Genomic DNA, 25,635 nt, shown 5'->3' with positions numbered 1-25,635 from the left:
CGATGCCGACAAAATGGCTAGTATAGGTCATGAGGTCTTGTCTCCCTTATACGCGAGCGCTCGGCTCTCTCAACGGTTCGACGAAGCCTCGTAATGCGCAGAGGGTTTTGCTTTTTTTCGAACGAAAAGTTCAGGCCCGCAAGGACCAACCGCTCTGCTCATCGTCTCGACGGTGTTGCAACCACCTTCAAGACAAACAAGGCCGGAACATCATAACGATGGTCCGGCCTTTAATGTATAAGGCCCGCGCAAGCGGGCCTTTTTCATTTCGGTTGCTGCTTCAACTCAGCGGGCGGCGGCGAGGCCGACGATCAGGCCGCTGACGGCGTTGATGAGGAGGAACTGGTTGTCGACGCGGACCCAGCGCTGGTCACGGCGCGGTTCTGCGAGGTGGTAACGGCGGTAGTCACGGCGATCCACCATGTTGCGACGCTCACGGGCCGAGAGGCGCTGGCCCCGATCCCAGCGGTGCTTCTTGACGATGACCTTCTTGGTGGTGACCTGACGCTCGACGGTGACGCCGCGATGGCGGTCGTCGTGGCGGCTCTGGGCCTGAGCCATCGGTGCTGCAAGAACGGTGGCTGCCAGAAGAATGGTGACGAACTTTTTCATGGAAGTTTCCTCTCGTGTTTCGATGAGGAGAACTTACGAATAAACGAATGAACGGAAACTGAATTTAAAATTACATTTATGTAATGGTTGTTAATGCTTAGGAGCGGGAGTTAATCTTTTATTTTGAGATTTTTAGCTCAAGCTTTCGGAGCGTGCGGGCCGCCCGGCGGAACCGGGCGACCCTTTCTGTATCAGGTGCGTTCGGCGGATTTTGCCCAGAGGTTGATATCCGCATCCCTGGCGTAACGATCGATTTCCGCCAGCTCCTCGGTGGAGAACTCGGCATTGTCGAGCGCCTTGACGCAATCCTCGACCTGTTCGACGCGGCTTGCGCCGATCAGCGCCGAGGTGATGCGGCCGCCGCGCAGAACCCAGGCGATCGCCATCTGCGCCAGCGTCTGGCCGCGGCGTTCGGCAATGCCGTTCAGCGCGCGGATGTTTTCGACGTTGCGCTCATTGAGGAAGGCCGGGTTGAGCGACTTGCTCTGCGACGCCCGGCTGCCGTCCGGCACGCCGCCGAGATATTTCGTCGTCAGCATGCCCTGCGCCAGCGGCGAAAAGACGATGGAGCCGACGCCCAACTCTTCCAGCGTATCAACGAGACCGTCTTCCTCGATCCAGCGGTTGATCATCGAATAGCTCGGCTGGTGGATGATGCAGGGCGTGCCGAGGTCCTTCAGGATAGCGGTGGCCTCGCGGGTGCGCTTCGAGTTATAGGACGAGATGCCGACATAGAGCGCCTTGCCAGAGCGTACGATCTGGTCCAGCGCGCCGCAGGTTTCCTCAAGCGGCGTGTTGGGGTCGAAACGGTGGGAGTAGAAAATATCGACGTAATCCAGCCCCATGCGCTTCAGGCTCTGGTCGCAGGATGAGATCAGATATTTGCGGCTGCCCCATTCACCATAGGGACCGGGCCACATGTTGTAACCGGCCTTGGATGAGATGATCATCTCGTCGCGATAGCCGGCGAAATCCGTCTTCAGGATTTCACCGAAGGCGGTTTCGGCGCTGCCGGGCGGCGGGCCGTAATTGTTGGCGAGATCGAAATGGGTGATGCCGAGATCAAATGCGCGGCGGCAAATGGTCTGTTTCGTCTGGTGAGGCGTGTCGTTGCCGAAATTGTGCCAGAGCCCTAGCGAGATTGCCGGCAGCTTCAGGCCGGTCTTGCCGCAATGATTGTATTTCATGGACGCGTATCGGTTTTCGGCCGGTTGCCAAACCATGGGTCTTCCTCCACTTGCTGATGACTGGTTGCCGGAGAACCCGGCAACCCTTTGAATAGGCGATGGCAGGCGCGTGGCGCCCGCTCTTCTCTTGAGTGATGGTTATGCCTTTCTCTGCATTGTTTCAATGCCGGGATTGGGCGAGGATTGGCAGGTATGAAGATCGAAGATGCGGAAATGCGGCTGGGGGCCATCCGTCTTCGGAGTGAAGATAATGCGGCGGGTTTCGCCGGCGGCGAGATCGAAGAGGTTATCGGAATACCGTCCCGGCTGGTCTGCCTCCAGCATGACGAAGAGCGCGAGACCGGCGGCGGTGACATCGATTTCAAACTGGCCGTTCTTCAGCGGCCCTACGGAAAGCTCCAATCCGGCAGGCTGAAGCTCCAACGCCTTGTAGGTGTCGCGCACATGATGGCCTTCGCCGGTCATGCCGTTCGAGGCAATGAAGCTCCATGCAAGGATGGCGCCATCCGGCAGGCTGTCCATGTCGATTTCTGTCAGCGTCGCGGCCTTATCCGTCGCGCATGTGCCGTTGGCGGATTTCAGCGGCACGCGGTTGCCGTCCATGGTCAGCGCAACGATGTTCATGTCGATCTCGACATCTTCCGCCGTGTCGTTGACCATGGAAAAGCTCACCTGTCGCCCATCCTTGGAGGGAATGGCCGAGACCGTGACCTGCTGGAAGAACCGTCGGGCGGCATAATGCAGCGCCTTCCAGCCGCCGCCATAATCGAGGCTCGACCATGAGGCGACCGGCCATGTGTCGTTCAACTGCCAATAAAGTGTGCCCATGCAATGGGGTTTCAGCGAGCGCCAGTAGTCGACCGCCGTGCGGATGGCCAGCGCCTGCTGGACCTGGCTCAGATAGACGAAGTTCTCGAAATCCCTGGGGAAGCGGAAATAACGGAACATGGTGCCGGCGATCCGCTCATTGCCGCCGACATTCTTCTGGTGCAGCTCAATGACCGGGGAGGCGATGTTCATGTCCTTGTCTTCGGCATAGGTGCGGATGACGGGCATGGATGTGTAGGACTGGAAACCGAATTCAGAGCAGAAACGCGGTTTCACCGACCGGTAATTGTCGAACGACTTGTTCTCGTGCCAGACGGACCAGTAATGCATGTCGCCGGAGCCATCCGCGTGCCAGGCGTCGCCATAATCGAGATAACCCGAGGCGGGGCTCGATGGCCACCAGAGCGCCTCGGGGATGGCTTTTTTCAGAGCCCTTTCGATGGTGCGGTTCAGACGATCATAGGCGACGAGATAGCGGTCGCGATTGTTGCGGGATTCATCGAACCAGGTCAGCGCGCCCACCAGCTCGTTATCGCCGCACCAGAGCGCGATGGAGGGGTGAGAAGACAGGCGTTTCACCTGGTAATCGACCTCATGTTCGACATTGTCGAGAAAGTCTTCGCTGCAGGGATAAAGATTGCAGGCGAACATGAAATCCTGCCAGACCAGAAGGCCGAGACGGTCGCAGAGATCGTAGAACCAGTCTTCCTCATAAAAGCCGCCGCCCCAGACGCGGATCATGTTCATGTTAGCCTCGACCGCGGAGCAGAGGAGGTCTTCGGTCTTTTCCCGGCTGGTCAGCGAATAAAGCGCATCTGCCGGAATCCAGTTGGCGCCACGGCAGAATATCTCCCGGCCATTGATGCGGAAGGTGAAGCGGCTGCCGGCCTCATCCTTGTCGGTCAGAAGTTCGATGGTTCTGAAGCCGATCTGGCGGGTGACGGTTTCGTCAGGCAGTTCCACCGTGAGTTTGTAGAGCGTTTGCTCACCACTGCCGGCCGGCCACCAGAGATCAGGATTTTCCAAGAAGAAGACATGGTGCACCACCGTCTCGCCCGCGCCGACGCCGCAATCGAGCCGCAGCCTTTCGTCGCCCAGCGACAGATAGACCGGCAGGCTTGCCGGTCCCTCGGCAAAGAGCGTGATGGCCACATGCAGCTCGACGCCGCCTTCGACATGGTGCTGCGAGGTGACGACATGTTCGATGCGGGCGGTATCGAGCCGCTTCAGCAGGATTTTGCCATAGAGGCCAAGCGGTGCAATGGCGATGTTCCAGTCCCAGCCGAAATGGCATTGCGGTTTGCGCAACATGTTGCCATTGGCGATCGGGGAATTGCCTGGGTGATAAGGAATGTAAAAGGGCTGCCGCGCCTGCCGCTCCGCGCCGGCCGTGATGTTGGAATGGAAGTGGATGCGGATGGTGTTTTCACCCGGCCGCACGGCACCGGAAATATCGGGCCGGTAACGGCGAAAGCAATTGTCGGCGCTCAAGACAGGGATGTCGTTGACGAAAACGATGGAGACCGTGTCGAGATAATCGATATCGAGAAACCAGCTCGCCTCTGCATCATCGAGGATGAAGGTTCTCTCGATGATCCAGTCCTGCTGCGCGACCCATTGAACGGCCTTCTCGTTGGCGCCGTGATAAGGATCAGGAATGATGGCGGCATTTTTGAGCGCGGTGTGAATATCGCCCGGAATGGAAAGCTCGGTGGCATGGTCTCCTTCCGCCGAGGCCAGGCGCCAGAGCCCAGCCAGATCGATAACGGTTTCGGGCGTGGAGGAGGAAATCATGATCGGACCCTGCATAAATAAGAATTCAACGAAGACGGCCGGCATTATGGTGCAGGCTTGTGTCAGAATCTGGGGGGATGGATGGGCGCAAAGCGGCCGCGACATTTTTATCCGGCTTTGCGTTTTCCTCCCTCCGGTAACGTTACCGTAAAACAATCCTCCCGTAATTCTTTTGAATGGCTTTTGGGTGCCTGAAAAATGTCGAGGGCTTATTGAGTGGAATGGAGAAGCTTTGTCGAGCGACATTTCATTAACTTTATATATTTATATTAAATAGTTATACTAGTTTTTTTAATCTCAGTAATTAGGAATTCTGTCTGTCAATATCCGCGATTTCAAGGCCCTGAAGAAAGGGTTGCGGCCGGGGAATATTTTCTCGATCTATATCGTTATAGCCGGATTGGCGGATACGCGGAAAAGACCCGCGGTTTGCCGGAGACCTTTGCCGTTGCAACGAAGCAAAAGCTATCTATGATTATCGTTCGGTAAAGTGTGGCGAAATGACATGAACGATACTGGTAAATCCGGCGGGGGCGATATGCCTGCGACGACGGGCGAGCGCCCGACCCTGAAGACCATCGCCTATATGACGGGCCTTGGCATCACCACCGTGTCGCGCGCGTTGAAGGATGCGCCTGACATCGGCGCCGAGACCAAGGAGCGTGTGCGGTTGATCGCCCGGCAGATCGGTTACCAGCCGAACCGCGCCGGCGTGCGCCTTCGCACCGGCAAGACCAATGTCATCGCGCTGGTGCTGAGCGTTGACGAGGAACTGATGGGCTTTACCAGCCAGATGGTGTTCGGTATCACCGAGGTTCTCTCCGCCACGCAATATCACCTTGTCGTCACGCCCCACATCCATGCCAAGGACTCCATGGTGCCGATCCGCTACATTCTCGAGACCGGCTCGGCGGATGGGGTGATTATTTCGAAGATAGAGCCGAACGATCCGCGCGTGCGTTTCATGACCGAGCGCAATATGCCCTTCGTCACCCATGGGCGCTCGGATATGGGCATCGAACATGCTTTTCACGATTTCGACAATGAGGCCTACGCCTATGAGGCAGTCGAGCGGCTGGCGCAATGCGGGCGCAAGAGGATCGCCGTCATCGTGCCGCCATCGCGCTTTTCCTTCCACGACCATGCCCGCAAGGGTTTCAATCGCGGGATCAGAGATTTCGGACTCACCGAATTTCCGCTGGATGCCATCACCATCGAGACGCCGCTCGAGAAAATCCGGGATTTCGGCCGGACACTGATGCAGTCGGCGGATCGGCCCGACGGGATCGTCTCGATCAGCGGCAGCAGCACCATCGCGCTGGTGGCGGGTTTCGAAGCTGCAGGCGTGAAGATTGGCGAAGATGTCGATATCGTTTCGAAACAGTCGGCCGAATTCCTGAACTGGATCAAGCCGCAGATCCACACCGTCAACGAGGACATCAAGCTGGCGGGCAGGGAGCTTGCCAAGGCGTTGCTGGCCCGCATCAACGGTGAAGCTGCGGAAACGCTGCAGAGCATCAGCGGGCCGGTCTGGTCTTCGATGGCGCCGAAGCCGTAGGGCAAGCTCCTCGGTCAAGTAATGCGCGGTCTTGGCCGGTGTAGCTGTGTGCTCGCCCCCCATATTTCCGCCATTCCGGCTCAAGGTCGAAATGACGGAAATTCAGCGCACATGTCTAAACCTTCAGGACAGGCAGTCCTTGAGCGAACCGGCAATGCCGCGCATCAACTTGAAGTAAAGATCGGGGCCGGGCTCCAGTGTCGCCGCTTCCGGATCGAGCGTTGCCGATTTCGCTTTTGTGCCTTCAGTGATGACGGAGACCAGTTTCGGCTCGAATTGCGGTTCGGCGAAAACGCAGGTCGCGCCTAGCTGGCGAACCTTCTCCTGCATCTGTTTGACGCGATCCGCGCCCGGTAGGGTTTCGGGGCTGACGGTGATCGATCCCGCGGTTTTCACGCCATAACGATGCTCGAAATATTGATAGGCGTCGTGGAAGACGATGAAGGGCTTGTCCTTTACCGGCTTCACCGTCTCCGCGACTTCGGCGTCGAGCGCATCGAGATCGTCGATCAGTTTCTTGGTGTTGGCCTGATAGGTCGCGGCATTGCCGGCATCGGCCGCAATCAGCGCCGTTTCGATCGTCTGGGCCATGGCCTTGGCATTGGCGGGGTCCAGCCAGAGATGGGTGTCATAGGCGCCGTGCTCGTGGTCATCAGCATCGGCATGGTCGTGTCCGTGATCATGCGTACCTTCGCCTTCGGTGTGGCCGTCATGCGTCTCATGGCCTTCTTCGCGATGGTCATGCGCTTCAAATGGACCGCCTTCGCGGAAGGGCAGTTTTTCGAGACCCTTGGCATCTTCCAGTTCTACCACGGTCGCCTTGCTGGCTAGTGCCTCCAGCGGCTTTTGCAGGAAAGCTTCCAGTCCGGGGCCGACCCAGAACACCACATCCGCCTTTTCGAGCTTGCGTGCATTGGATGGCCGGAGATTATAGGTATGCGGCGAAGCCGCGCCGTCGACTATAAGCTGCGGTTCGCCCACGCCTTTCATGATGGCTGCAACGAGGGAATGGACGGGCTTGATCGAGACCACGACATCGGGCGCGGCGGTGGCGCCCGACGCGGCGGCTGCTATTGCCACCGATGCCATGAGCGGGATCAGGATCGATTTCATGAAATGCACTCCACTTGAACAAGTATAGTTATGTTATTACATTTATTGCGTAACTCTATAACGTATGCAATAGCGGTAGGCAACATCGCCGAACGGACGATCCCATGCTTCATTCAGCCCTTGAGGGCAAAGAAATACTGGTTTCCCTTGCCAATGCCGGCGTGCAGCGCAACGGCCGCTGGCTGGTGCGCGGCGTGGAGTTTTCCGTCAGCAGGGGCGAGATCGTCACGCTGATCGGCCCGAATGGTTCAGGCAAATCCACGAGCGCAAAAATGGCGATCGGCTTGGTGAAGCCGAGCGAAGGCCAGGTCTCGCGCAAGGCCGGTCTGCGCGTCGGTTATGTGCCGCAGAAGCTTTCGGTGGACTGGACCATGCCGCTTTCCGTGCGCCGGCTGATGACGCTGACCGGGCCGCTGCCTGCGCGGGAAATCGACGCGGCGCTGAATGCGACGGGCATCGCACATCTGGCCAACGCCGAGGTGCAGCATCTTTCCGGCGGCGAGTTCCAGCGGGCACTTCTGGCTCGCGCCATTGCCCGCAAACCCGATCTGCTGGTTCTCGATGAGCCCGTTCAGGGTGTTGATTTTTCCGGCGAGATCGCACTCTATGATCTGATAAAAAATATCAGGAATTCAAATGATTGCGGAATTCTGTTAATCTCGCATGACCTGCATGTTGTGATGGCGGAGACCGATATCGTGATCTGCCTGAACGGCCATGTCTGCTGCCGCGGCACGCCGCAGGCGGTAAGCCAGAGCCCGGAATATATGCGGCTTTTCGGCGGCATGGCGGCCAAGGCGCTTGCCGTCTACAGCCACCATCACGATCACACCCATCTGCCGGATGGCCGGGTGCAGCATGCGGATGGAACGGTGACCGACCATTGCCACCCCGAAGACGGGCACCATCACGGACATGATCATCATCATGACCATGGACACCATCAGGATGACCATGGCGAATGCGGCTGCGACCATGATCATGGGGACCATGCGCCACACGACCAGCGGCAGGGAGAGCGCCATGTTTGACGATTTCTTCGTTCGCGCCATGGTCGCCGGCATCGGCGTCGCGCTCACCGCCGGTCCTCTTGGCTGTTTCGTCGTCTGGCGGCGTATGGCCTATTTCGGTGATACCATGGCCCATTCGGCGCTTCTCGGGGTTGCGCTGTCTTTGCTGTTGCAGCTCAACCTTATCGTCAGCGTCTTTCTGGTGGCGTCGGCCGTTTCGATTCTTCTGATTTTCCTGCAACGGCGGCAGGCGCTTTCCTCCGATGCGCTGCTTGGCATCCTGTCCCATTCGGCGCTGGCGATCGGCCTTGTCATCGTCGCCTTCATGAGCTGGGTGCGCATCGATCTCGTCTCGTTCCTGTTCGGCGATATTCTTGCCGTCACCCGCAGCGATATCGCGCTGATCTGGGGCGGTGGGCTGGTGGTCATCGTTTCCATGGTCTTCCTGTGGCGGTCGCTGCTCGCTTCCACCGTGAATACCGAACTGGCGGAAGCGGAGGGGCTGAACCCGGAGCGCTCGAAGCTGATCTTCACGCTGCTGATGGCACTGGTGATCGCCATTGCCATGAAGGTGGTCGGCATCATGCTCATCACTTCGCTGCTCATCATACCGGCCGCGACCGCGCGGCGTTTTTCCAGTACGCCGGAGGTCATGGCAGTCGTGGCCTCGCTGATCGGTGCGGTTGCCGTTATCGGCGGGCTGTTCGGCTCGCTCACCTATGATACACCGTCCGGCCCATCCATCGTGGTTGCCGCGGTGATCCTGTTCGTTATAAGCCTGTTGCCGGCGCCGGGTTTTTCCCGCTCCGCGGATGAAGGAGGCAAGCCATGAATGCGCAGACCCAGCAGAACCTCACCAAGAACCAGTCGCTGGTGATGAATGCCCTTTCGAATGCGCATCAGCCGCTCAGCGCTTATATGATCCTCGATAAGCTGCGCGATGATGGTTTCCGCGCGCCGCTGCAGGTGTACCGGGCGTTGGAAAAGCTGGTGGAATTCGGTCTCGTGCACCGGCTGGAAAGCCTCAACGCCTTCGTTGCCTGCACGCATACCCAGGCGGAATGCTGCTCGCAACACCATGGAACCGTGGCTTTTGCCATCTGCGAATCCTGCGGGCAGGTGACGGAGTTCCACGACCACGAGATCGATCATCGTCTGGAGCGCTGGGTTAAGGACAGCAAGTTCAAGGCGGAAAAGACCACCATTGAAATCCGCGGTCTCTGCGCGGCCTGCGCGGCATAACGCCAATTGTGAGGGGGCGGGCGTCGTTACCCGCCAACCATCATTATTCGATCATCGCCAGATCTTTCGAAAAATGCTTCCAGTTTTCGATGTATTTTTCTGCCGAGCGGCGAATCCCGGCCACGGTGTCTTCATCCAGCGTGCGGATAGCCCGCGCCGGCGAGCCGACAATCAGCGAATTATCCGGAAACTCCTTGCCCTCCGTCACCAGCGCATTGGCGCCGACGAGGCAGTTGCGGCCGATCTTCGCGCCGTTCAAAATCGTTGCGCCCATGCCGATGAGCGAATTGTCGCCGATGCTGCAGCCGTGGACGATGGCGTGATGACCGATGGTGCACATTTCGCCGATGGTTGCGGCAAAACCGGGATCGCTGTGCACCATCACGCCTTCCTGAATATTGGTGCCGCGGCCAATGCTGATCGGCTCGTTATCGCCGCGCAGCGTGGCACCAAACCAGATGCCGACATCTTCGCCAAGTGTGACCGAACCGATGACATTGGCATCGGGCGCAACCCAGTAACGATCCGGGGCAGGGGTTTGCGGTATCCGGTCGGCGAGGCGGTAAAGCGGCATGGCGGTATCCTCCCTTTGCGTTTCCTGCCGATCAGGCGATTTTGACCGAGAGCGTGCCGACACCGTCGACACCACACTCTATCCTGTCACCGCGCATGATCGGGCCGACGCCGGCTGGCGTACCGGTCATGATCACATCGCCGGCGGCAAGGCTGAACAGTTTGGAAAGCTCGGCAATCACTTCCGGCACCTTCCAGATCATCTGAGCGAGATCGCCGGTCTGCTTGCGTTCGCCGTTGACATCGAGCCAGATCGCGCCGGTTGCGGGATGGCCGATCTTATCGGCGGGAACGATGGCCGAAACCGGTGCGGAATGTTCAAACGCCTTGGCACCTTCCCAGGAGCGACCCATTTTCTTCAACCCGTCCTGCAGGTCGCGGCGGGTCATGTCGATGCCCACGGCATAACCCCAGACATGGCTCAGTGCCTCTGACGCCGGAATATCCGCGCCGCCACTCTTTAGCACCACGACGCACTCGACTTCGTAATGCACGTTAGAGGACAGCGGCGGGTAGGGGAAATCATTGCCAGCGGGCAGAAGATTGTCCGCGTTCTTCTGGAAATAAAAGGGCGGCTCACGCGAGGGGTCGTGGCCCATTTCGATGGCGTGATCGGCATAATTGCGGCCGACGCAATAGACCCGCCGCACGGGGAAAAGGTCGTCCGTGCCCTCGACGGGCAGCAGAACGGGTTTCGGAGCGGGGATGACGGTGGCGGCCATGGGGATTTCCTGTCGTCTCTTGAGCTGCAAGTCTTGTCCCGCGATTCCGGGGCGATTTCCAGTTCAAAATGACCTTGCCTGCAAAACTGGCTTTTTGCGGCCCTTTGTTGTAGAAGCCGGCGCAAAGAGGTTTATCCATGTACAGACAAGCGCTTGCTGGCGGCGAAAAAATCTTCGCCGTGGCCCCGATGATCGATTGGACCGACACGAGGTGCAGATTTCTGCACCGGCAATTGTCGAAGCGCGCTTTGCTGTTCACCGAGATGATCGTCGCCGACGCCATCATCCATGGCCCGCGTGATAAGTTACTCGGTTACCACCCGCAGGAACATCCTGTTGCGCTGCAGCTTGGCGGATCGAATCCGGCCAAGCTTGCAGAGGCGGTGCGGATTGCCGGTGATTACGGTTATGACGAGATCAACCTCAATGTCGGCTGCCCTTCGGACCGGGTGCAATCCGGCACCTTCGGCGCCTGCCTGATGCGCGAGCCCGAAGTGGTAGCGGAATGTGTTTCTGCGATGAAAGCGGTTGCGGCTGTGCCGGTGACTGTCAAATGCCGCATCGGGGTGGATGATCAGGAGCCGGAAACCGTGTTGCCGGATTTTCTGGCGCGGGTCGTGGTCGCCGGTGCGGATGCGGTCTGGGTCCATGCGCGCAAAGCTTGGTTGCAGGGGCTTTCGCCGAAGGAAAACCGCGAGGTTCCGCCGCTTGATTATGATCTCGTCTATCGCATGAAGCGGGAAAATCCTGCCGTCTTCATTGGCATTAATGGTGGTATCGCCGATCTCGATCAGGCGGGTGAACACCTGAAATACATGGACGGCGTAATGCTCGGCCGGGCCGCCTATCACAACACCTCGATCCTTGCCGATGTCGATCATCGCATCCATGGCGAGGAAACCCTCCAATATGACTGGATGGCTTTGCGGGACACGATGATGGATTACGCTGCCGATTATATTGCCACAGGTGGACGTCTCAATCACGTTACCCGCCACATGGTCGGCCTGTTTCAGGGCATGCCGGGCGCGCGCCGTTTCCGGCAGATCCTCTCCAGCGATGCCACCCGGCCGGGAGCAGGGCCGGAGGTGATCGAGGCAGCTTTTGCCGCCATCGATTTCAACCCGATGAAAGAACTGGCCGGCTGAGAGACCTCAGACCGCTTTTTGCAGTTCCTGCGCACCCACGGGCGCATTGACCTTGCCGCCGGTGATGAAGAAGGCGAAGACATCGCGCGGTGTCTTTTCGACCTTCCGCTCGGGCGCGATCAGCGGCAGATCGCCGGGCACGCCGCCCGCCGCATAGGTCTTGACCCGTTTGGCCCAGTCGCTGATCCCGGTCTGCGGATAACAGGTCTTGATATCGTCCTCGCCCTTCTGCAGGCGGCAATAGACGAAATCGGCGGTGACATCCGGCAGCATCGGATAATCGTGATGATCGGCGCAGACGACGGCGACCTTGTGTTTGGCGAGGAGATCGATGAATTCCGGCACCTGGAATGTCTCGTTGCGCACCTCAACCACATGCCTCAGGGAAATGCCGTCCTGTTTTTCCGGCAGCAGCGCCAGAAACGCACCGAAATCATCCGCATCGAATTTCTTCGTGGGCGCAAACTGCCAGAGGATCGGGCCGAGATGGGATCCGAGTTCCGTCAGCCCCTGCGTGAGAAACTTCGTCATGGATTCACCGGCCTCGGCCAGAACCCTGCGATTGGTGACGAAGCGGCTCGCCTTTAGCGAGAAGATGAAATCCTCGGGCACTTCGGCGGCCCATTTGGCGAAGGTTTCCGGCTTCTGGCTGCTGTAATAGGTGCCGTTCACCTCAATTGCCGTCAATTGCCGGCTGGCATGTTCGAGCTGGCGCTTCTTCGTCAGCTTTTCCGGATAAAACGTGCCTTCCCAAGGCTCAAAAGTCCAGCCGCCGATACCGGTGCGGATTGTGCCTGATGTCGACATATGCAGTTTCTCCTCAGGCTCTCGGCCTCTTGAACCTTTGCCAAAGCTGCGGATTACTCCGCAGCCTCGCGTTTCCCGGCTGGCCGGCGGTCGAGCAGTTCCTTCAGGAAGTGGCCGGTATAAGAACGTTCCACCTTGACGATATCCTCCGGCGTGCCGGTTGCGACCACTTCGCCGCCGCCTGTACCGCCTTCGGGGCCGATATCGATTATCCAGTCGGCCGTCTTGATGACTTCGAGATTATGTTCGATCACCACAACGGAATTACCCTGTTCCACCAGCGCATGCAGCATTTCCAGGAGCTTGTTGACGTCATGGAAATGCAGGCCCGTCGTCGGCTCGTCGAGGATATAGAGCGTGCGGCCTGTCGAGCGTTTTGACAGTTCCTTGGCAAGCTTGACGCGCTGCGCCTCGCCGCCGGAAAGCGTATTGGCCTGCTGTCCGACCTTGATGTAACCAAGGCCGACATCGAACAGCGATTGCAGCTTGTCGCGCACCGCCGGCACGGCGGCGAAGAACTCTACGCCTTCCTCGACCGTCATATCCAGCACGTCAGCGATGGATTTCCCTTTGAAGGTGACATCCAGCGTCTCGCGATTGTAGCGCTTGCCGTGGCAGACATCGCAGGTGACATAGACGTCAGGCAGGAAGTGCATTTCGATCTTGATGACGCCGTCGCCCTGGCAGGCCTCGCAGCGGCCGCCCTTGACGTTGAAGGAGAAACGGCCCGGTGCATAACCGCGCGCCTTGGCCTCCGGCAGGCCGGCGAACCAGTCGCGGATCGGCGTAAAGGCGCCGGTATAGGTGGCGGGGTTGGAGCGCGGCGTGCGGCCGATCGGCGACTGGTCGATATCGATCACCTTGTCGATGAATTCGAAACCGTCGATGCGATCATGTTCGGCCGGAATTTCGCGCGCGCCCATCACCCGGCGCGCCGCCGATTTGTAGAGCGTCTCGATCAGGAAGGTGGACTTGCCGCCGCCGGATACGCCTGTTACCGCGGTGAAAACGCCGAGCGGCACGGCCGCCGTGACATTCTGGAGATTGTTCCCGCGGGCGCCAAAAACCTTGATCTCGCGACCCTTTTTCGGCTTGCGGCGTTCAGCCGGCACGGCAACGCCGAGTTCGCCGGAGAGGTATTTGCCGGTCAGTGATTTCGGATTGGCCATCACGTCCTGCGGTGTGCCTTCCGCAATCACCTGACCACCGTGAATACCGGCGGCCGGGCCGATATCGACCACATAATCCGCCGTCAGAATGGCGTCCTCGTCATGTTCGACAACGATGACAGTATTGCCGATATCGCGCAGATGTTTCAGCGTCTCGAGCAGGCGGGCATTGTCACGCTGATGCAGGCCGATCGAAGGCTCATCCAGAACGTAGAGAACGCCTGTCAGACCCGAGCCGATCTGTGAGGCCAGACGGATGCGCTGGCTTTCACCGCCGGACAGCGTGCCGGAATTGCGCGACAGGCTGAGATAATCCAGTCCGACATCGTTGAGGAATCGCAGGCGTTCGCGGATTTCCTTGAGGATGCGGACAGCGATTTCATTCTGCTTGGCATTGAGACTTTCCGGCAGTACCTCGAACCAGTCGCGTGCCTTGCGGATCGACATCTGGGTGACTTCGCCGATATGCAGCTTGTTGATCTTGACGGCCAGCGCTTCCGGCTTCAGGCGATAACCGGCGCAGGCCGGGCAGGGGGCTGCCGACATATAACGCTCGATTTCCTCGCGCGCCCAGGCGCTGTCGGTCTCTTTCCAGCGACGCTCCAGATTGGGCACGATGCCTTCGAAGTTTTTCACCGTCTTGTAGGAGCGGGCGCCGTCCTGATAGTTGAACTCGATCTTGTCATCGGTGCCCTGAAGAATGGCGTGCTGCGCCTCCTTCGAAAGCTCCGTCCATTTGCTCGATAGTTTGAAACCGAAGGCCTTGCCAAGCGCTTCCAGCGTCTGGTTGTAATAGGGAGAAGACGACTTCGCCCAAGGGGCGATGGCGCCGTCGCGCAGCGTGCGGGCCGGTTCCGGAACGATCAGGTTTTCATCCACCTTCTGCTGCGAGCCGAGGCCATCGCAGCTCGGGCAGGCGCCGAAGGGGTTGTTGAAGGAGAATAGCCGCGGTTCGATTTCCGGGATGGTGAAGCCGGAAACGGGGCAGGCGAATTTTTCCGAAAACAGCACACGTTCATGGGTCTCGTTGAGAGACTTGTTGGCCGAGCCACCGGCGGCGGTCTCTTCGGGCGGCAGAGGCTTGTCGGCGAATTCGGCGATTGCCAGCCCATCGGCGAGCTTGAGGCAGGTCTCGAGACTGTCGGCGAGGCGCGCGGCCATATCCGGGCGCACCACCGCACGGTCGACCACCACGTCGATATCGTGTTTGTATTTCTTGTCGAGGGCAGGAACGTCGGCGATCTCGTAGAACTGGCCATCCACCTTGACGCGCTGGAAGCCCTTCTTCATCAGCTCGGCCAGTTCCTTCTTATACTCACCTTTGCGGCCCCGCACGATCGGCGCGAGAATATAAAGACGCGTACCTTCCTCGAAGGCGAGGATGCGATCGACCATCTGGCTGATGGTCTGGCTCTCGATCGGCAGACCGGTGGCTGGCGAATAGGGGACGCCGACACGCGCAAACAGAAGGCGCATGTAGTCGTAGATTTCCGTGACGGTGCCCACCGTGGATCGCGGGTTCTTCGAGGTGGTCTTCTGCTCAATGGAAATCGCCGGCGACAGACCCTCGATCCGGTCCACATCCGGCTTCTGCATCATTTCCAGGAACTGGCGCGCATAGGCCGAAAGGCTTTCGACATAACGTCGCTGTCCCTCGGCATAGATCGTGTCGAAGGCAAGCGACGACTTGCCCGAGCCGGAAAGCCCGGTCATGACGATCAGCTTGTTGCGCGGTAGATCCAGATCGATGCCCTTGAGATTGTGCTCGCGGGCGCCACGGATGGAAATCGTCTTCAGTTCACTCATGACAAGGCTCGGACAAAAATAATACACTTGATGGCAGCGCGTCCTTATGTAGTGACGCAGCCGGAGGTGTCGAGGTCTATTTCCTATCGGTCGCAGCTTTTCGGAATGCTTGACTCGAAATCTGCGATTTAATAGAACAAAAAAGGAACGAATTGCAAGCGCGAATGTCTGCTCCCACAGCTTAAGATTATTCTTTGTGGATAGTTCCCTGGCCGCGGTGCCCTTTGCGGGCGGCGGTGGTTATTGTGTGGCGAATTTTTTGAAATGCAATTGCCGGTCATGAAGGCTGGCGGACAGGATGACGAGATGGCTGGTAGCGTAAACAAGGTAATTCTGATCGGGAATGTCGGCGCCGATCCCGAAATCCGCCGGACGCAGGATGGCCGCCCCATCGCCAACCTGCGTATCGCCACCTCGGAAACCTGGCGTGACCGCAACAGCGGCGAGCGCAAGGAAAAGACCGAATGGCACACCGTCGTGGTTTTCAACGAAGGCCTGTGCAAGGTCGTCGAGCAATATGTCAAGAAGGGCGCCAAGCTCTATATCGAAGGCCAGCTGCAGACGCGCAAATGGCAGGACCAGACCGGCAACGACCGCTACTCCACCGAAATCGTGTTGCAGGGCTTCAACTCCACGCTGACGATGCTTGACGGTCGCGGCGAGGGCGGCGGCGGCCGTAGCGGCGGCGGTGATTTCGGCGGCGGCAATGATTATGGCAGCGGCAGCGGCTCCGGTTACGGCGGCGGTTACGACCAGCAGTCCTCACCGCGCGGCGGCTCCTCCCGTGGCGGTGGCCAGCCTTCCGGCGGCTTCTCCAACGATATGGACGACGATATTCCGTTCTAAGCGGGAGATCGCAAATGATGGAAGGCGGGCGTAGCGTGGCTGCTGCCCGCCTTTAATGTTTCAGCTGCTCAGGACGCCACCTTGTCCGCCAGCATCGCAACCATGACATCGGATTGCGAGACGATGCCCACCATCTTTCCCTTGGCGTCGATGACCGGCAGGTAATGCAGCCCTTCCTCAGCAAAGCGGATGATGGCTTCCTCGATTGAAGTCTCCGGCCTTACGGTTTTCACCGGTGAGGTCATGATGTCCTTGACGGTATCGTTGGGGGCGCTTGCGCCTGAAAGAATGAGGCGCAGCCGCTGCAGGAAGCCGATGGAGGGGCGGCCGTTTCTCCAGCTTGCCTTTTCCAGAAAATCCGTCTGGGTGACGATGCCGACGATCTCGGCCTTATCGTCGGTGACGGGCAGCGCCTTGAAATGGTGGCTGTGCATCAGCGCATGGGCATGGCGCAGGCTGTCGTCAGGGGCGACGCCGACCACATCCCGCGACATGACACTGGCGCAATCAAGATGCAGCGCGCGGCGGCGATAAGAACGCAGTTCGGTCTTGCGCAGGATGGTCTCGAGCTCGTCCCGGTCGATATCGAGGACCTCGTCATATTCTTTCAGCACCTCGTCGAGGTCGGTGGAGGAAAAGCCGATCTTCTGGATGGGGGTGGGATCGGTCGTGCCGTGGGCGGCCTTTCCAAGCTTCAGGCCATGGGGATAAGCGCGGCCGGTGGCATTGTTATAGACGAGCGCCAGAGCGAGAAGGATCAGCGAGTTTCCGGCGACCGGCCAGAGCAGAAAGCCATAACCGAGGCTGTGCACCGCGGGACCGCCGAGAACGGCCGTCAGCGCGACGGCACCGCTTGGCGGATGCAGGCAGCGCAGCGCCATCATCGCGGCAATGGCAAGGCTGATGGCGAGTGCGCTGGCGAGGAATGGATCCGGCACCAGCAGCGCCACGGTTACACCCACGAAAGCCGATACGAGATTGCCGCACAGGATCGACCAGGGTTGCGCTAACGGACTGGAGGGCACAGCGAATAAAAGCACGGCCGAAGCGCCCATCGGTGCAATCATGGCGGGCAGGGTGGGATCGAAACGCAGAGCCATACTGCCGAGAAGACCGGTCAGCAGAATGCCGACAAAGGCGCCGGTTGCGGAACGCAGCCTTTCCCTGTTGCTGACGGGTGCGGCATCCGGGATCAGGCGGCGCAGCATGGAACGCATGAGGAGAACTTTCGAATCCGGAAAATATGTGGGTCTTTTAGCCGAAATGGCGGCCGGATTTAAAGGATGGAATTTCCTGAGTTATAGGCCGATGCGGGATTTTGTTGCGCAGACATACGATCAGGCCTGAGATCAGAAATCGAAGGCCGATTTTATGCCATCGACCACGAATTGCACCGAAAGTGCTGCCAGCAGCACGCCGAGCAGCCGGGTAAGGATCGCGCGGCCGGTGTTGCCGAGAAAACGGTCCATGCGTTCCGAGACGATCAGCGCGGCGTAGACGAGGGCCATGGCGAAAGCGAGGATGAGGATGAGCACCACCATCTCGACGGTGGTTTTCATCGAGCCGGCCAGCAGCACGGTGGCGGAAATGGCGCCCGGACCGGCGATCAGCGGCAGGGCCAGCGGAAAGACCGCCAGATTGTGCAGGTGATCCTTGGTAATGGCGATTTCCGAGGTCTTTTCCTTGCGCTCCTGGCGTTTCTCGAAAATCATCTCGAAGGAGATCCAGAACAGCAAAAGGCCGCCGGCGATGCGGAAGGCACCGAGCGAAATGCCGAGAAGGTTGAGAATGGCAAGGCCGAAGAGCGCGAAGACGGCGAGAATGCCAAAGGCGATGATGGAACCGCGCAGTGCCACCTGGCTGCGCTGGTCGCGCGTCATGCCGACGGTGAGCGCCAGAAAAACGGGGGCGAGACCGGGCGGATCGAGCGTGACCAGGAGTGTGGTGAGCGCGTTGATGAGCGTTTCGCTGCTGGCCATTCTTTCCCCGTCTCATCTGTTTTTATGGCGGAGCCTACGCAACTCGCCGGAACATTGAAAGGGAGCGGTAGCGCTTTTGCCGGGCTAAATCGTGAAAAGCGCCGTTCGTCTTGCAAATGACGCAAAAGCCTGTTCAAAACTCGCCGGGAAATTGGCTTAACGTTGCTGTTTCCGCTATAAAAATCCATCCGATTCTTAACAGAGAATGTGATCCGTTTTGACTGACCAGAGCCCCCCCGGCGGCGGAAAACTTCCGCCAGGCATTGAACCGATTTCCATCATGGAGGAAATGCAGCGGTCGTATCTCGATTACGCCATGAGCGTCATCGTGTCCCGCGCGCTTCCCGATGTGCGAGACGGCCTGAAGCCGGTTCATCGCCGTATCCTCTACGGCATGTCCGAACTTGGTATCGACTGGAACAAGAAATACGTCAAATGCGCCCGCGTCACCGGTGACGTAATGGGTAAATTCCATCCGCACGGCAACATGGCGATCTATGACGCTCTGGCGCGTATGGCGCAGGACTGGTCGCTGCGCCTGCCGCTGATCGACGGGCAGGGCAATTTCGGCTCCATCGACGGCGATCCGCCGGCGGCTGAACGTTACACCGAGTGCCGCCTGGAAAAGGCCGCGCATTCGCTGCTCGACGATCTCGACAAGGAAACGGTCGATTTCCGCGACAACTATGACGGCACGCTGCAGGAGCCGGTCGTCGTTCCCGCGAAGTTCCCGAACCTTCTGGTCAACGGGGCAGGCGGCATCGCGGTGGGCATGGCCACCAATATTCCGCCGCACAATCTGTCCGAGGTCATTGACGGCTGTATCGCGCTGATTGAAAATCCGGCGATTGAGCTGCCTGACATGATGCAGATCATTCCCGGACCGGATTTCCCGACCGGCGCGCTGATCATGGGCCGTTCGGGCATCCGCTCGGCCTATGAGACCGGCCGTGGATCGGTCATCATGCGTGGTGTCGCAACCATTGAGCCGATGCGCGGCGACCGCGAGCAGATCATCATCACCGAAGTCCCCTATCAGGTGAACAAGGCGACGATGATCGAGAAGATGGCCGAACTGGTCAAGGAAAAGCGCATCGAGGGCATTTCCGACCTGCGCGACGAGTCCGACCGTCAGGGTTACCGCGTCGTCATCGAACTGAAGCGCGACGCCAATGCCGAAGTCATCCTGAACCAGCTTTATCGCTACACGCCGCTGCAGACCTCCTTCGGCTGCAACATGGTGGCGCTGAACGGCGGCAAGCCGGAACAGATGACGCTGCTGGACATGCTGCGTGCCTTCGTTTCCTTCCGTGAGGATGTCGTCAGCCGCCGCACCAAGTATCTGCTGCGCAAGGCGCGCGATCGCGCGCATGTGTTGGTCGGTCTGGCGATTTCGGTCGCCAATATTGACGAGGTCATCCGCGTCATCCGTCATGCTCCCGATCCGGCTTCGGCCCGCGAAGAGTTGATGACGCGGCGCTGGCCGGCGCAGGATGTGGAAAGCCTGATCCGTCTGATCGACGATCCGCGCCATCGCATCAACGAAGACGGCACCTACAATCTTTCCGAAGAGCAGGCACGCGCCATTCTTGAATTGCGCCTTGCCCGCCTGACCGCGCTTGGCCGCGATGAAATCGGCGACGAGCTGAACAAGATCGGCGCCGAGATCAGCGAGTATCTCGACATCCTGTCATCGCGCCTGCGCATCCAGCAGATCGTCAAGGATGAGCTTGTTTCGATCCGCGACGAGTTCGGCACGCCGCGCCGGTCGCAGATCGTTGAAGGCGGCCCCGATATGGACGATGAAGACCTCATCGCCCGTGAGGATATGGTCGTCACCGTTTCGCATCTCGGTTACATCAAGCGTGTGCCGCTGACCACCTACCGGGCGCAGCGTCGCGGCGGCAAGGGCCGTTCCGGCATGGCGACGCGCGACGAGGATTTCGTCAACCGTCTCTTCGTTGCCAATACCCATACGCCTGTCCTGTTTTTCTCCTCGCGCGGTATCGTCTACAAGGAAAAGGTCTGGCGCCTGCCGATCGGTACGCCGCAATCCAAGGGCAAGGCCCTCATCAACATGCTGCCGCTGGAGCCCGGCGAGCGCATCACCACCATCATGCCGTTGCCCGAGGACGAAACGACCTGGGAAACGCTTGACGTGATGTTCTCGACGACGCGCGGTACCGTTCGCCGCAACAAGCTCGGCGATTTCGTACAGGTCAACCGCAATGGCAAGATTGCCATGAAGCTCGACGAGGACGGCGATGAAATCCTCTCCGTCGAAACCTGTACCGATCGTGACGATGTGTTGCTGACGACCGCGCTCGGCCAGTGCATCCGCTTCCCCGTGGACGATGTGCGCGTCTTTGCCGGACGTAACTCCGTCGGCGTGCGTGGCATCAACATGGCTGAAGGCGACCGCATCATCTCCATGACCATTGTCGGCCATGTGGACGCTGAACCATGGGAGCGTGCAGCTTACCTCAAGCGTTCGGCAGCCGAGCGGCGCGCCGCTGGCGTCGATGAAGAGGATATCGCGCTCGTCGGCGAAGAGGTGACGGAAGAAGGTGAACTTGGTGAAGAGCGTTACCAGGAACTGAAGGCACGCGAAGAGTTCGTGCTGACGGTTTCCGTAAAGGGCTACGGCAAGCGTTCGTCTTCTTACGACTTCCGCACCTCGGGTCGTGGCGGCAAGGGCATCCGCGCCACCGACACCTCGAAAACCAACGAAATCGGCGAACTCGTCGCTGCCTTTCCGGTGGAAGAGGGCGACCAGATCATGCTGGTTTCCGATGGCGGTCAGCTCATTCGTGTGCCGGTCAACGGCATCCGCATCGCCAGCCGTGCCACCAAGGGCGTGACGATCTTCTCTACCGCCAAGGATGAGAAGGTGGTTTCCGTGGAACGCATCAACGAGCCGGAAGGCGACGAAGAAGCGGAAAACGGCAATGGCGACGAGGCGGAAGACAATCTGCCGGATACGCCTGAGACACCGGAGAGCGAGGCGTAAGCCGCCTCGTTTCTCTTTCGTCAATCAACGGAAAACCCCGCAGCGCTCAGGCACCGCGGGGTTTTTCTTTGGGTCTTATCTCGCTGGTTCGGTTCGCTAGCGAATTCGGATATGGATCGGCGCGCGCCCGGAGCGGCGGGCCACATGAAGGTGGATGCTGGCCTCCGGCTGGTTGGCGCGCCATGCGCGGGCGCCGTGCGACAGAAGCAGGCTGACGAGATCACGCGTCTTCGCCTTGGAACGATTGAGACCGAGATCGGCGATACGCATTGCCGCCTCGTGAATGGGATGCAGAACCGACTGACTGCCATGCCCGTTGCCAGACGCAATGTCCGAATAATTCTCGTTGACTGCCATCTTGGAAAGCCTCGCTACTCATTACACAATTCGAGGAGACAGGCGATGTTTCGACAATGAAGCACCGCCTGCGGAAACATCCGTTACTGGAGTGACGCCCAGCAGCTGACGCCTTTCTTTTTCAATGCGTTGCATGCATTTACCGCAGCGTTCTGGCCATCAAAGCCGCCGAAACGGGCGCGGTAGATCTGGGAACCGTCCTTGCTGAACGCGACCGTGAAGGGTTTTGCGGAGCGCAGTGCCGCGCCGCCTTTTTCCTGCGCGTTCTGCAGCAGGCCACGGGCGGAGTTTTCATCCGGCGATGCGCCGATCTGGATGACCCAGCCACCCTGCGGTGCCTCTGCCCTGGCGGAGACGGAAGCTGGCGTCGATGCCGTAACGATATTGTCCACCTTGGTCGAGTTGGTGATCAGATTACGATCGGGAGCGACCGGTGCGCGAACGATCGGATCCTTGCCCTTCTGCCAGGTGGCGGCTTCCATGGCCTTGACGGCGGCATTGGAAGAAGAACCTGCAAAGGCTGTGACGGGTGCTTCTTCGTAACGGGCCTGCGGCACCGGTCCAGCGTTGGGCAGGCCGGAATCGGTTGCTGCGACGGCCACGGAAGGAGAAGGAACGGCTGCCGCCACGGTAACGGGTTCTTCGACCGGGGCCGAACGCGTTTGTGCGATCAGGTTGCTGTTGCCGCCGCGCGATGCCTGCGGCAGATAGGTTGCAACGAGCTTGCGCATGGTGGCATCACGGGCAGCACTGGAGCGCCCGCCAAGAACGACAGCGACGATAGAGCGGCCATCAAGCTGAGCTGACGTCGCGAGATTGCTGCCGGCTGCGCGGGTGTAACCGGTCTTGATGCCATCCACGCCCTTCACGGTTCCAACGAGGCGATTGTGATTGCCGATCACCTGCTTGCCGAAATTGAAGGTTCGGGTGTTGAAATAGCCGTAATATTGCGGGAAATGCTGACGAAGCGCGATGCCGAGACGGGCCTGGTCTCGTGCCGTCGTCATCTGCGCCGTGTTGGGCAGGCCGTTGGCGTTGCGATAGGTCGTGCGGGTCATGCCGAGTGCGCGGGCCTTTGCCGTCATCATTCTGGCAAAACGGTCTTCCGAGCCGCCGAGATGTTCGCCGAGCGCGGTCGCCATATCGTTTGCGGAACGGGTAACGAGGGCAAGGATAGCCTGTTCCACGGTAACGCTGCCGCCGGCGCGCACGCCGAGCTTGGAAGGCGGCTCCTTGGCGGCATTGGCCGAAACGGTCACCCTGGAATCAAGCGAAATACGTCCGCTGTTGAGCGCCTCGAATGTCAGATAAAGCGTCATCATCTTCGTCAGCGACGCCGGATAACGCAGGCCGTCAGGATCCTCACCATAAAGGACCTTGCCGGACTTTGCGTCGATGACGATACCCGCATATTTCGGGTCGGCCTTTGCGGTCTGAACGGATGTTGCGGTTATGAACGCCGCAGCAAGGGTTAACGCAATAAACCTTACGAAAGACGTTGCACCCGCTTTGCGCGAATGTGCTCCAGATAGACTTTTCAACACTGCTGAACTCTTCAATCGCATATTTCTGTTCCGCTCGGACACGCCCCGCCCGATGCTCCGGGAAGAAACTTTATCGGGATGGCGTTACCAAGTGGTTTATGAAAGGTATCCGCCTTCCATAAAATGCGACTTTTCGTGCGTAATCCGTGCCGTGGCGTGTCACGGCTTTCCGTCTTTTACGAGGCGTTGAGCAACATAGGTTTTCACATCCGCATCGAGCTTTTGCCATTGCGGCAGCAGGCTGGCGGAGAAGCGGTAGAACAGGCTGAGATCCTGGCCGATGTGGATGTCCCTCTGGCAATCGCTGCCCGTTGATTCCTGCGGGGTCTGCGGCAGGAGGCAGCGCGCCACAAAGGTATTGTCGTTTTCACGCTCGCCGGTCACGATGACTTCCTTGCCATAGCCGGAATCGGCGCGCAGGCGATGCAGCAGGAGGCCGTGTTTCAGCGGCACCGGCTCTCCTTCGGTCAGCCGTGAATAGATCGGCCCGAAACGGCCGGACATATCTTCCGACATGGTGCTTTGCGAGAGCTGGACGAAGATCAGCCCCGCCGCCTGGGCCGGATCGTCGAAGATCGCGCGATTCGCCTCCTCATATCCTTTGAGGTCAGGCCAGGTGAGATAAAGGTCGACCCGTTCGCTTTCGCCACCCAGTCGCTCGGAGGGCGTTCGCAGCGTGTTCCTGGCGAGTTTCAGCCGATCATTGCCGATGGTGATCTCCACCTCATCGGTATCGGTCACATGTCCCGCCTTGAGAATCCGCTCGCCATACCATTTGATCCCGACATTGAGGCCGGCGAGAAGGATGAGAAGAATTCCGGCAATGATGGCTGCGCGGCGCACGAGAAACGATGAAAGCAGGGGTCTTTGGTCGTCCATGGGCTTCCATATTCGTTCCGGCCGCCGGATGATTTTCCAGGCGGAAAATAGCCATGCAAAGCTTTAACCTGCGGCGGCCGGCATTGAAATGACGTTTTGCCGCTGCTACCTGATACCAACCAAACAAAGGACGGCAGATGGCAGCGCGCGACAGATATTCCCGAAAGCTCGAATGTTCCAAATGTGGTCATCAGGGTTTTGCCGAAGCATCGGAATCGGATGACAAGAGCCGCCGGGACGTGGATTTTCGCATTGATGACATGCCGCGGGGATTTCGCACGGAACGCGCCTCGGGTGACCCGACGGATTTCATGATCCGCTGCGCCCAATGCGGCAATATATTCCGCTTCCAGCAGAAAACTGCCTATGCGCCTGGAGGCGAACCGCGCGTGAAGGTGTGAACGGAAGGTGGTAGTATGACTTTACCGCAACAGCAGAGCGGAGGCCCGCAAAGGCGCAAGCCGATCTGGCCCTGGATCGTGCTTCTGGTGCTGACGCTCTCGGCCATCTATTCCTATAATCGCGCCAGCGAGATCATTGCGGAATTCTCCGACACCCTGCCGCCGGCGCTGCTCAACCTGTTTGAGGATATTCTCCGGGGCGATGGCCGGCACGGCAATGGCGGACCCGGCATCGGCGTTTGAGGTGAGGGCGCTAGAGAGAGGCCCAGGCCTTTTGGCGGGATTTCATCTTGCGTGTCCATGAAAGAAAAAAGCCCCGCAAACAGGCGGGGCAAGGTTGATCGCTCGGGGAAAGTTGGGCAATGCCCGGGAGCGATGGCTTGATATAAGTGACAACAGTGTTGACGCGATAGGCCACTTCCGTCCCAAACAGTACGCCTATGCATAAATTTCGCTCAATCTGCAGATTTTTGAACGATGAGTTATGCGAATCTGTAAGACAACTTGACAGACTTTTGCTTTATTCTTTGCATTGCCTCGAATTGCACATATTCGCCTTTAACATAACGTGACATGAGCAGACGCATGGATAAATCGGGAATCCTCTTCGTGGCGCTTTTGCTGGTGCTTGTCGCAATCGTTCTCAGCCTGACGCTGTTTGATTCAGCGCAGCAGGTTCCGAACGTTCCTTCCGGCGAAGGCTCGCTACTGCCCCCTGCGACCGCGCCCGCTCAATGATCTGCATGGGGATCCGCACAAGGAAGTGCATGCAGGCGTGCGCTTGAAACGGCGGGATTGACGGCCCTTTTCAAACCGCTATAAAGCCTCACCACCGAAGGATGGGTGTCCGAGTGGTTTAAGGAACCGGTCTTGAAAACCGGCGTGCGTGAGAGCGTACCGTGGGTTCGAATCCCACCCCATCTGCCATTCAGCCAAAACGATTACGACGATTGGACGACGCGGGAATGCTTCCAACGTCTACTTAGGATTTGTGTGGCTAAAAATCGGCATGACGAGAAACCCGCCTTCCGGCGGGTTCGAGGCGGTGGT

23 protein-coding genes and 1 tRNA gene are annotated in these 25,635 nt (G+C 59.0%); 11 read left to right on the top strand and 13 right to left on the bottom strand.

Annotated elements, in window-relative coordinates:
* Positions 1-285: 285 nt before the first annotated feature.
* The 3 genes from O8B93_RS26440 to O8B93_RS26430 form a co-directional block, all read right to left on the bottom strand.
* Entirely contained in the window at positions 286-612 is a 327-nt protein-coding gene (locus O8B93_RS26440) for an RcnB family protein (RefSeq protein WP_003525025.1), read from the bottom strand.
* Positions 613-803: 191 nt separating this feature from the next.
* Complete coding sequence (gene mgrA / locus O8B93_RS26435; RefSeq protein WP_269712872.1) at positions 804-1,835, bottom strand: L-glyceraldehyde 3-phosphate reductase; 1,032 nt, start codon at positions 1,833-1,835, stop codon at positions 804-806.
* Between the two features lie 102 nt (positions 1,836-1,937).
* The gene (locus tag O8B93_RS26430) at positions 1,938-4,436 is read right to left on the bottom strand and encodes a beta-mannosidase (protein ID WP_269712871.1); all 2,499 of its coding nucleotides are present in this window, start codon (positions 4,434-4,436) and stop codon (positions 1,938-1,940) included.
* A 490-nt stretch (positions 4,437-4,926) separates the two neighbouring features.
* On the opposite strand from O8B93_RS26430, the gene O8B93_RS26425 reads away from it, so the two are divergent.
* Positions 4,927-5,979 (top strand): LacI family transcriptional regulator, encoded by a 1,053-nt coding sequence (locus O8B93_RS26425; RefSeq protein ID WP_269712870.1) that lies wholly within the window; start codon positions 4,927-4,929, stop codon positions 5,977-5,979.
* 123 nt (positions 5,980-6,102) lie between these two features.
* On the opposite strand, the gene znuA is transcribed toward O8B93_RS26425, so the two are convergent.
* The gene (znuA, locus tag O8B93_RS26420) at positions 6,103-7,092 is read right to left on the bottom strand and encodes a zinc ABC transporter substrate-binding protein ZnuA (protein WP_269712869.1); all 990 of its coding nucleotides are present in this window, start codon (positions 7,090-7,092) and stop codon (positions 6,103-6,105) included.
* 104 nt (positions 7,093-7,196) lie between these two features.
* On the opposite strand from znuA, the gene znuC reads away from it, so the two are divergent.
* The 3 genes from znuC to zur are packed head-to-tail and all read left to right on the top strand — an operon-like array spanning position 7,197 to position 9,344.
* Complete coding sequence (gene znuC, locus O8B93_RS26415; protein ID WP_269712868.1) at positions 7,197-8,123, top strand: zinc ABC transporter ATP-binding protein ZnuC; 927 nt, start codon at positions 7,197-7,199, stop codon at positions 8,121-8,123.
* A complete protein-coding gene (gene znuB / locus O8B93_RS26410) occupies positions 8,116-8,934 on the top strand; it encodes a zinc ABC transporter permease subunit ZnuB (RefSeq protein WP_269712867.1) in 819 nt (272 codons plus the stop codon). The genes znuC and znuB overlap by 8 nt, the downstream gene beginning before the upstream one ends.
* Positions 8,931-9,344 (top strand): zinc uptake transcriptional repressor Zur, encoded by a 414-nt coding sequence (gene zur, locus O8B93_RS26405; protein WP_080825086.1) that lies wholly within the window; start codon positions 8,931-8,933, stop codon positions 9,342-9,344. The genes znuB and zur overlap by 4 nt, the downstream gene beginning before the upstream one ends.
* Before the next feature lie 43 nt (positions 9,345-9,387).
* Here zur and O8B93_RS26400 read toward each other — a convergent pair whose 3' ends face one another.
* Both O8B93_RS26400 and O8B93_RS26395 read right to left on the bottom strand, forming a co-directional pair.
* Positions 9,388-9,918, bottom strand: coding sequence for a gamma carbonic anhydrase family protein (locus tag O8B93_RS26400; protein WP_269712866.1), 531 nt, complete (start codon positions 9,916-9,918; stop codon positions 9,388-9,390).
* Between the two features lie 31 nt (positions 9,919-9,949).
* Positions 9,950-10,639 (bottom strand): fumarylacetoacetate hydrolase family protein, encoded by a 690-nt coding sequence (locus O8B93_RS26395; RefSeq protein ID WP_269712865.1) that lies wholly within the window; start codon positions 10,637-10,639, stop codon positions 9,950-9,952.
* 137 nt (positions 10,640-10,776) lie between these two features.
* Here O8B93_RS26395 and dusA point away from each other — a divergent pair, with 137 nt between their 5' ends.
* On the top strand, positions 10,777-11,787 hold the full coding sequence (dusA, locus tag O8B93_RS26390) for a tRNA dihydrouridine(20/20a) synthase DusA (RefSeq protein WP_269712864.1): 1,011 nt from the start codon (positions 10,777-10,779) through the stop codon (positions 11,785-11,787).
* A 6-nt stretch (positions 11,788-11,793) separates the two neighbouring features.
* Here dusA and O8B93_RS26385 read toward each other — a convergent pair whose 3' ends face one another.
* Positions 11,794-12,594, bottom strand: coding sequence for a DUF72 domain-containing protein (locus O8B93_RS26385; RefSeq protein WP_269712863.1), 801 nt, complete (start codon positions 12,592-12,594; stop codon positions 11,794-11,796).
* 53 nt (positions 12,595-12,647) lie between these two features.
* Entirely contained in the window at positions 12,648-15,569 is a 2,922-nt protein-coding gene (uvrA, locus tag O8B93_RS26380) for an excinuclease ABC subunit UvrA (protein ID WP_269712862.1), read from the bottom strand.
* A 264-nt stretch (positions 15,570-15,833) separates the two neighbouring features.
* Here uvrA and O8B93_RS26375 point away from each other — a divergent pair, with 264 nt between their 5' ends.
* Complete coding sequence (locus O8B93_RS26375; RefSeq protein WP_269712861.1) at positions 15,834-16,415, top strand: single-stranded DNA-binding protein; 582 nt, start codon at positions 15,834-15,836, stop codon at positions 16,413-16,415.
* A gap of 68 nt (positions 16,416-16,483) precedes the next feature.
* Here the strand turns inward: O8B93_RS26375 and O8B93_RS26370 are convergent, their stop codons facing one another.
* Both O8B93_RS26370 and O8B93_RS26365 read right to left on the bottom strand, forming a co-directional pair.
* The gene (locus O8B93_RS26370) at positions 16,484-17,632 is read right to left on the bottom strand and encodes a CBS domain-containing protein (RefSeq protein ID WP_269712860.1); all 1,149 of its coding nucleotides are present in this window, start codon (positions 17,630-17,632) and stop codon (positions 16,484-16,486) included.
* 132 nt (positions 17,633-17,764) lie between these two features.
* Positions 17,765-18,394: a MarC family protein gene (locus O8B93_RS26365; RefSeq protein ID WP_006316239.1), complete on the bottom strand. Its 630-nt coding sequence runs from the start codon at positions 18,392-18,394 to the stop codon at positions 17,765-17,767.
* A 217-nt stretch (positions 18,395-18,611) separates the two neighbouring features.
* On the opposite strand from O8B93_RS26365, the gene gyrA reads away from it, so the two are divergent.
* On the top strand, positions 18,612-21,404 hold the full coding sequence (gyrA, locus tag O8B93_RS26360; RefSeq protein ID WP_269712859.1) for a DNA gyrase subunit A: 2,793 nt from the start codon (positions 18,612-18,614) through the stop codon (positions 21,402-21,404).
* A 96-nt stretch (positions 21,405-21,500) separates the two neighbouring features.
* Here the strand turns inward: gyrA and O8B93_RS26355 are convergent, their stop codons facing one another.
* From O8B93_RS26355 to O8B93_RS26345, 3 genes are all read right to left on the bottom strand, one after another.
* Complete coding sequence (locus tag O8B93_RS26355; RefSeq protein WP_269712858.1) at positions 21,501-21,761, bottom strand: hypothetical protein; 261 nt, start codon at positions 21,759-21,761, stop codon at positions 21,501-21,503.
* An 83-nt stretch (positions 21,762-21,844) separates the two neighbouring features.
* Positions 21,845-23,326, bottom strand: coding sequence for a D-alanyl-D-alanine carboxypeptidase (locus tag O8B93_RS26350; RefSeq protein WP_269712857.1), 1,482 nt, complete (start codon positions 23,324-23,326; stop codon positions 21,845-21,847).
* 138 nt (positions 23,327-23,464) lie between these two features.
* Entirely contained in the window at positions 23,465-24,184 is a 720-nt protein-coding gene (locus tag O8B93_RS26345; protein WP_269712856.1) for a hypothetical protein, read from the bottom strand.
* 137 nt (positions 24,185-24,321) lie between these two features.
* On the opposite strand from O8B93_RS26345, the gene O8B93_RS26340 reads away from it, so the two are divergent.
* The 4 genes from O8B93_RS26340 to O8B93_RS26325 all read left to right on the top strand — a co-directional run bounded on the left by O8B93_RS26340 (position 24,322) and on the right by O8B93_RS26325 (position 25,512).
* On the top strand, positions 24,322-24,585 hold the full coding sequence (locus O8B93_RS26340; RefSeq protein WP_269712855.1) for a hypothetical protein: 264 nt from the start codon (positions 24,322-24,324) through the stop codon (positions 24,583-24,585).
* Positions 24,586-24,600: 15 nt separating this feature from the next.
* Complete coding sequence (locus O8B93_RS26335; RefSeq protein WP_080808875.1) at positions 24,601-24,828, top strand: hypothetical protein; 228 nt, start codon at positions 24,601-24,603, stop codon at positions 24,826-24,828.
* A gap of 342 nt (positions 24,829-25,170) precedes the next feature.
* Positions 25,171-25,323, top strand: a complete 153-nt coding sequence (locus tag O8B93_RS26330; protein WP_269712854.1) for a hypothetical protein — start codon at positions 25,171-25,173, stop codon at positions 25,321-25,323.
* Between the two features lie 99 nt (positions 25,324-25,422).
* Positions 25,423-25,512: transfer RNA gene (locus O8B93_RS26325), tRNA-Ser, on the top strand.
* The last annotated feature ends 123 nt before the right edge of the window (positions 25,513-25,635 follow it).

The sequence above is a fragment of the Martinezella rhizogenes genome, assembly GCF_027460065.1.
Taxonomy (GTDB): Bacteria; Pseudomonadota; Alphaproteobacteria; order Rhizobiales; family Rhizobiaceae; genus Agrobacterium; species Agrobacterium rhizogenes_C.
Note: the sequence above shows the minus strand (reverse complement) of the source record. Positions and strands in the feature narration are given on the sequence as shown.